The organism is Streptomyces sp. NPDC058685, assembly GCF_042714725.1.
Lineage (GTDB): Bacteria > Actinomycetota > Actinomycetes > Streptomycetales > Streptomycetaceae > Streptomyces.
Genome location: NZ_JBHXSL010000002.1, coordinates 1 through 6,449, shown reverse-complemented (window position 1 = coordinate 6,449; position 6,449 = coordinate 1). Strand labels below are relative to the sequence as shown.

At 68.0% G+C, this 6,449-nt stretch carries 7 protein-coding genes; 4 read left to right on the top strand and 3 right to left on the bottom strand.

The window, feature by feature from the left end; genetic code table 11:
- Window positions 1–126: 126 nt before the first annotated feature.
- The gene (locus tag ACFWU3_RS01765) at window positions 127–1,659 is read right to left on the bottom strand and encodes a S8 family serine peptidase (protein ID WP_384429610.1); all 1,533 of its coding nucleotides are present in this window, start codon (window positions 1,657–1,659) and stop codon (window positions 127–129) included.
- Window positions 1,660–1,913: 254 nt separating this feature from the next.
- Between ACFWU3_RS01765 and ACFWU3_RS01760 the strand changes: the two genes are divergently transcribed.
- The 3 genes from ACFWU3_RS01760 (at window position 1,914) to moaA (ending at window position 5,079) form a co-directional block, all read left to right on the top strand.
- Window positions 1,914–2,279, top strand: a complete 366-nt coding sequence (locus ACFWU3_RS01760) for a DUF485 domain-containing protein (RefSeq protein ID WP_384429607.1) — start codon at window positions 1,914–1,916, stop codon at window positions 2,277–2,279.
- Window positions 2,276–3,898, top strand: a complete 1,623-nt coding sequence (locus ACFWU3_RS01755) for a cation acetate symporter (RefSeq protein WP_384429604.1) — start codon at window positions 2,276–2,278, stop codon at window positions 3,896–3,898. The genes ACFWU3_RS01760 and ACFWU3_RS01755 overlap by 4 nt, the downstream gene beginning before the upstream one ends.
- A 191-nt stretch (window positions 3,899–4,089) precedes the next feature.
- Window positions 4,090–5,079: a GTP 3',8-cyclase MoaA gene (gene moaA, locus ACFWU3_RS01750; protein WP_365937535.1), complete on the top strand. Its 990-nt coding sequence runs from the start codon at window positions 4,090–4,092 to the stop codon at window positions 5,077–5,079.
- Between the two features lie 3 nt (window positions 5,080–5,082).
- Here the strand turns inward: moaA and ACFWU3_RS01745 are convergent, their stop codons facing one another.
- A complete protein-coding gene (locus tag ACFWU3_RS01745) occupies window positions 5,083–5,313 on the bottom strand; it encodes a hypothetical protein (RefSeq protein ID WP_328860130.1) in 231 nt (76 codons plus the stop codon).
- Window positions 5,314–5,507: 194 nt separating this feature from the next.
- Window positions 5,508–5,906, bottom strand: a complete 399-nt coding sequence (locus ACFWU3_RS01740; RefSeq protein ID WP_384429599.1) for a DUF3099 domain-containing protein — start codon at window positions 5,904–5,906, stop codon at window positions 5,508–5,510.
- A 215-nt stretch (window positions 5,907–6,121) separates the two neighbouring features.
- On the opposite strand from ACFWU3_RS01740, the gene ACFWU3_RS01735 reads away from it, so the two are divergent.
- Window positions 6,122–6,400 (top strand): GlsB/YeaQ/YmgE family stress response membrane protein, encoded by a 279-nt coding sequence (locus ACFWU3_RS01735; protein WP_313947134.1) that lies wholly within the window; start codon window positions 6,122–6,124, stop codon window positions 6,398–6,400.
- Window positions 6,401–6,449 lie beyond the last annotated feature (49 nt).

Sequence of the window (6,449 nt, the reverse complement as noted above, 5' to 3'; positions counted from 1 at the left end):
AAAAAATATTTTTCGTGGGCCTGCTTTCGTTTTTTTAAATACTATAAACCATCACACTCCGCCCCCGCCGGCCCCCCTGGGGGGGCGCGGGGGGGTTCCGGCCCCCCCCCCCCTCCTGCGATGCGACTAGCGGCGAACCGCGTCCAGGGCGTCGGCGACGCCCGTTCCGTAGAAGCCGTTGTCCCGCTTGCCGCCGACGCAGACCGCGTCGACGGTGCCGTTGCCGTCGATGTCGTACGGGTTCGTGCAGGCCGTGTCGTCCGCCTGCGCGTACAGCATCGCCTTCACGGCGGCCGCCGAAGCGTTCAGGTGCTTCGACTTGATGAGCGCGACGACGCCCGCGACGTGCGGCGAGGCCATCGACGTACCGGCCTTGTAGCCGTAGCCGCCGTTCGGCAGCGTCGACAGGATGCGGCCGTCGACGGCCGGAGCCTCGGGCTTCTGGTAGATCGTCGAGTCACCGCCGGGGGCGGAGATGTCGATCACGCCGTTGCCGTAGTTGGAGTACGAGGACTTCAGGTTCTTCGCGCCGAGCGCGGAGACCGTGACGACACCCGGGATCTGCGTGGGAATGTCCAGGCACTCACTCGGGTCGATGACGCGCGTGCCCGGCGTGGTGTCGTTCGGGCTCGTGGTGTCCGTGAGCTCGTCCGCCGCCAGGTCCATCCGGGAGTTGCCGGCCGCGGCGACGTTCACCGCGCCCTTGCGCTCCGCGTACTTGATGGCGCGGGCGTGGGCGTCGATCAGCGCCTTCTGGTCGGCGTCGTTCTTGCAGTTGAACAGCCACGGGTCGGTGTAGTAGCTGTTGTTGGTCACGTCGACGCCGTGCTCGGCCGCCCACACGAAGCCGCAGACGACGGCCTCCGTGTAGAAGAAGCCCTCGGTGGTCGACACCTTGATGCCGGAGACCTTGACGCCCGGCGCGACACCGGTGACGCCGACGCCGTTCTTGGCCGCGGCTATCGTGCCCGCGACGTGCGTGCCGTGGTCGCTCTCGTTCGCCGCCGGCCGCCACGAACCGGGAGTGGTGTCGGGCTTGCCGGTGACGCAGTTCGCCGAGGCGCGCGTGTCGAAGTTGGGCGCGAGGTCGGGGTGGGTGTCGTCCACGCCCGTGTCGATGACCGCGACCGTGACCTTCTTGCTGCCGAGCGACTTCTTGTGGGCCTGGTCCGCCTTGATGGCGGGCAGGTCCCACTGGAGCGGCTCGAGCGGGTCCTGGTCCGCGCCGGCCTTCGTAGCGGCGGCCTTGGCCTCGGCGGCGGTGAGCGGACGCTCCGACTCGATGGCCGTGTCGGTCGCGGCGGCGAGCGGCGCGGTACGCGTGGCACCGGCCGAGTCGACACCCCTGACCTTGCGGATGGTCTTGGCGAAGTCCGGGTTCTGCGAGTGGACGACGATGACGCCTATCTGGTCGTAGGCGATCACCACCGAGCCGCCGGCCTTGGCTATGGCCTTCTTCACCGACTTGGCGGTGCTGTGACCGCTCTTGACGTTCACCACGTACGACAGCTTCGGACCGTCGGTCGCCACCACCGCGGGCGTCTCGTCCGCCGGGGCTGCCGAGGCGGCTCCCGCGGGAAGGAAGCCGAGCGAGGCCGTGAGCGCCAGACCGGCGGGCAGGGCAATGGCGCGCCGCCGTCTGGATCCCAGATGAGCCATGGGTTCTCCACATCATCCGTGACAACCGCCCAGACACCCGGTGCGCATGGGCGGGTACATGACCAGCGAAGCTATCGCCGATCTTGACCCTCATCAATGTGTTCGAGAAGAAAACCAAGAAGAAAAAGGCTGATGTTGAACCGGCCCGGCGTGCTCTCCGTGCCGTTGTCAGGGAGTGGAGCAACATCAAACCGTTCCCCGACAGCACGTTCTTTCCTGTCCACCCCACCGCACACGCGTCGCGAGGAGATTCCGTGGCATCCGATGCACCGCCGCCGAAGGGCGGTTCGGACGGCAGTCCCGCCCAGCCCACGACAGAGCAGTTCGTCGAGGTGCAGGAGAGTCCGGAATTCGGCGAACTGCGCCGCACCTACCGCTCCTTCGCCTTCCCCCTGACCATCGCCTTCATCAGCTGGTACCTGCTGTACGTGCTGCTCTCGAACTACGCGGGCGGCTTCATGGGCACCAAACTCTTCGGCAACATCAACGTGGCCTTCGTCTTCGGCCTCGCCCAGTTCGCCACGACGTTCCTCATCGCCTGGCTCTACTCGCGTTTCGCCGCGGCGAAGCTCGACCCGAAGGGTGAGGCGATCAAGTCCCGTATGGAGGCAGACCTGTGAGCGACACCCTCCAACTGGCGGCGGACAGCGCGACCACCGAGCACCGGCCGCTGATCATCACATTGTTCGCGCTCTTCGTGGTGGCGACCCTGGGCATCACCGTCTGGGCCGGCCGGCAGACCAAGAGCGCCTCCGACTTCTACGCGGGCGGCCGCCAGTTCACCGGTTTCCAGAACGGTCTGGCCATTTCCGGCGACTACATGTCGGCCGCCTCGTTCCTCGGTATCGCCGGAGCCATCGCCCTCTTCGGCTACGACGGCTTCCTGTACTCCATCGGCTTCCTGGTGGCCTGGCTGGTCGCGCTGCTGCTGGTCGCCGAACCGCTGCGCAACTCCGGCCGCTACACGATGGGTGACGTCCTCGCCTACCGGATGCGCCAGCGCCCGGTCCGTACCGCGGCGGGCACCTCCACCATCGTGGTCTCGATCTTCTATCTGCTCGCGCAGATGGCCGGCGCCGGCGTGCTCGTCTCCCTGCTGCTCGGCATCACCAGCGACGCCGGCAAGGTCGCGATCGTCGCCCTCGTCGGTCTGCTGATGATCGTGTACGTCACCATCGGCGGTATGAAGGGCACCACTTGGGTCCAGATGGTCAAGGCCGTCCTGCTCATCGCGGGCACCCTGCTCATCACCTTCCTGGTGCTGCTGAAGTTCAACTTCAACATCTCCGACCTGCTCGGCACCGCGGCCGAGAAGAGCGGCAAGGGCGCGGCGTTCCTGGAGCCCGGCCTCAAGTACGGCGTGACCGAGACCTCGAAGCTGGACTTCATCTCGCTCGGCATCGCGCTCGTCCTCGGCACCGCCGGACTGCCGCACATCCTCATCCGCTTCTACACCGTGCCGACGGCGCAGGCCGCCCGTAAGTCGGTCATCTGGGCCATCGGCATCATCGGCGGCTTCTACCTGATGACCATCGCACTCGGCTTCGGAGCGGCGGCACTCGTCGGGCCGGAGGAGATCACCGCGTCCAACAAGGCGGGCAACACGGCGGCGCCACTGCTCGCCCTGCACATCGGCGGCGTCGATTCCGCCGGCGGCGCCATCCTGCTCGCGGTGATCTCCGCGGTCGCCTTCGCCACCATCCTCGCCGTGGTCGCGGGACTGACCCTCGCCTCGTCCTCGTCCTTCGCGCACGACATCTACGCCAACGTCATCCGCAAGGGACAGGCCACCGAGAAGGAGGAGGTCCGCGCGGCCCGCTGGGCGACCGTCGCCATCGGCGTCGTCTCCATCGGCCTCGGCGCGCTCGCCCGCGACCTCAACGTCGCCGGACTCGTCGCCCTCGCCTTCGCGGTCGCCGCGTCGGCGAACCTGCCGACGATCCTCTACAGCCTGTTCTGGAAGAGGTTCACCACCCAGGGCGCCCTGTGGTCCATCTACGGCGGTCTGACCGCCTCCGTGGTCCTGGTGCTCTTCTCGCCGGTCGTCTCCGGCAAGCCCACGTCGATGTTCAAGAACCTCGACTTCTACTGGTTCCCGCTGGAGAACCCCGGCCTCGTGTCCATCCCGCTGGGCTTCCTGCTCGGCTGGGTCGGCTCGCTGCTCTCCAAGGAGGAGCCCGACAAGGGCAAGTACGCGGAGCTGGAGGTCAAGTCCCTCACCGGCACCGGAGCACACTGATCCGGTTCCCGTACGGACGGTTGTACGGGTCCACAGCGCGGCCGCGTCGTAGAGTCCTACGACGCGGCCGCGTCGTACCTCGTCACAATCGGGCCCCTACCGATGTCACAGCCCTGACGTAGGCTCGACAGCAGAGAGATCCGCACAACAGATCCAGACAGATCCGTTCCGTTCCGGGGAGGGGGCCCACAGTGCTCATCGACACCTTTGACCGTGTGGCTACGGACCTGCGCGTTTCCCTGACCGACCGGTGCAATCTGCGCTGCACCTACTGCATGCCCGAAGAGGGACTGCAGTGGCTTGCCAAGCCCGATCTGCTCAGCGACGACGAGATCGTCCGCCTCATCCGTATCGCCGTGACCACTCTCGGTGTCACCGAGGTCCGCTTCACCGGCGGCGAGCCGCTGCTGCGGCCGGGCCTCGTGGGGATCGTGGAGCGCTGCGCGGCCCTGGAGCCCCGCCCCCGGATGTCGCTGACCACCAACGGCATCGGACTCAAGCGCACGGCGGCCGCGCTCAAGGCCGCGGGCCTGGACCGTGTCAACGTCTCGCTGGACACCCTGCGGCCCGACGTCTTCAAGACCCTGACCCGCCGCGACCGGCACCGCGACGTCCTCGACGGCCTGGAGGCCGCCCGGGACGCGGGCCTGACTCCGGTCAAGGTGAACACCGTGCTCATGCCCGGCCTCAACGACGACGAGGCACCCGACCTCCTCGCCTGGGCCGTGGAGCACGACTACGAACTGCGCTTCATCGAGCAGATGCCGCTGGACGCCCAGCACGGCTGGAAGCGCGACGGCATGATCACCGCCGGCGACATCCTGGAGTCTCTGCGCACCCGCTTCACGCTCACCGCCGAGGACGACGGCGAGCGCGGCTCGGCGCCCGCGGAGCGCTGGCTGGTGGACGGCGGACCGCATCGCGTCGGCGTCATCGCCTCCGTCACCCGCCCGTTCTGCCGTGCCTGCGACCGCACCCGGCTCACCGCCGACGGTCAGGTCCGCACCTGTCTGTTCGCCCGCGAGGAGACGGACCTGCGCGCAGCGCTGCGCTCGGACGCACCCGACGAGGAGGTCGCCCGGCTGTGGCGGCTGGCCATGTGGGGCAAGAAGGCCGGCTCGGGTCTCGACGACCCCTCGTTCCTCCAGCCCGACCGCCCCATGTCGGCGATCGGCGGCTGAGCCTCAGCGCTCGCCGGCCGCTCCGGCGTTCCGTTCCCACTCCTCGAGCGTCACGACGTCCTTGAGGAAGCCGCGCAGGTCGAGGAAGTGGGACAGATGCTCACGGTGTTCGTCGCACGCGAGCCAGGTCTTGCGGCGGTCCGGTGTGTGCAGCTTCGGGTTGTTCCACGCCAGCACCCACACCGCTGCCGTACGGCAGCCCTTGGCGGAACAGATCGGGGTCTCGTCACTCACCGGATCATTGTCCCCCACCGTGCTCACTACAAAGGCGACGCCGAGCAGCCACGGGGGGAGCTGCCCGGCGTCGGTCCGTCGCTCCGACGGGGGATGCGGAGCGCGTACGAAGTATGTCACGGGTAACGGGGTGCGAGGCACCGGAACTTCATGATTGATCTGAGCTTTTCCTGAGCTTGGCAAGCCCGGGGAATTCAGCCCCGTTCGCGCTCCGGAGTCTCTTTCGCAAAGGGTCCCGCACCGGCCTCGGATTCCGTCGAGGCGCTCGCCGAAGACGTCGCCGAGGTGGTCGTCGCGGGCGGCGGGAGCATCGGCCGCGACGGTGGGGGCACGTACGTCGACGGCATCGAAGGGGCGTTCTCACGGCCCGCGTTGGCGATCACGACGGCCACATAGGGCAGCAGGACGCCGAGCGCGAGGGCCACGATCGCCACATGACGTTCCACATTCCACAAGGTGGCGGCGAGAATCACGGAAATGGTCCGTACCGACATCGAGATCACATAACGCCGCTGCCGTCCGCGTACATCATCGGCGAGACCCTGCCGGGCCCCCGTGATCCGGAAGACCTCTGCGTTCGTCTGCTTCCGCATCACGATCACCACCCGATTTCCCTGCCGGACGCTCCCTGGTCCTGACCACGTCCACGGTACGCCGCCGTTCCGCAGGCGACGAGAGGGGGTCGGGGGGACGCGCGCGGCCCGTGGCGGGGCCCGCGGCACGGATGGCGTCGCCCGACATGCGCGGTATGCCCGATGGGCCGAGACTGGCGGCGTACCTGCTCGCAGAGCCTTACAAGGAGGCAGCCATGGGCTGGTTGTGGGCCATCATCGTCGGATTCGTGCTGGGCCTGATCGCCAAGGCGATCATCCCGGGCAAGCAGCACAGCCCGCTCTGGCTGACCACCATTTTCGGCATCATCGGCGCACTGATCGGCAACGCCCTGGCGCGTGCCTTCGGCATCGCGGCCACCCCGGGCATCGACTGGGGCCGGCACGCGCTCCAGCTGGGAGCGGCGATCGTGATCGTCTTCCTCGGTGACATGGCGTACACCTCGGTACGCGGCAGCAAGAAGGAACGCGCCTGACCCGGAACGGGTCCCCTCGGCACCGCGGTCGCCGGCCGGGCTGACAGAC

Coding starts and splice junctions, on each gene's coding strand:
- ACFWU3_RS01740 (WP_384429599.1), bottom strand. CDS start 5,906: ATGCGGAAGCAGACGAACGCAGAGGTCTTCCGGATCACGGGGGCCCGG.
- ACFWU3_RS01765 (WP_384429610.1), bottom strand. CDS start 1,659: ATGGCTCATCTGGGATCCAGACGGCGGCGCGCCATTGCCCTGCCCGCC.
- ACFWU3_RS01735 (WP_313947134.1), top strand. CDS start 6,122: ATGGGCTGGTTGTGGGCCATCATCGTCGGATTCGTGCTGGGCCTGATC.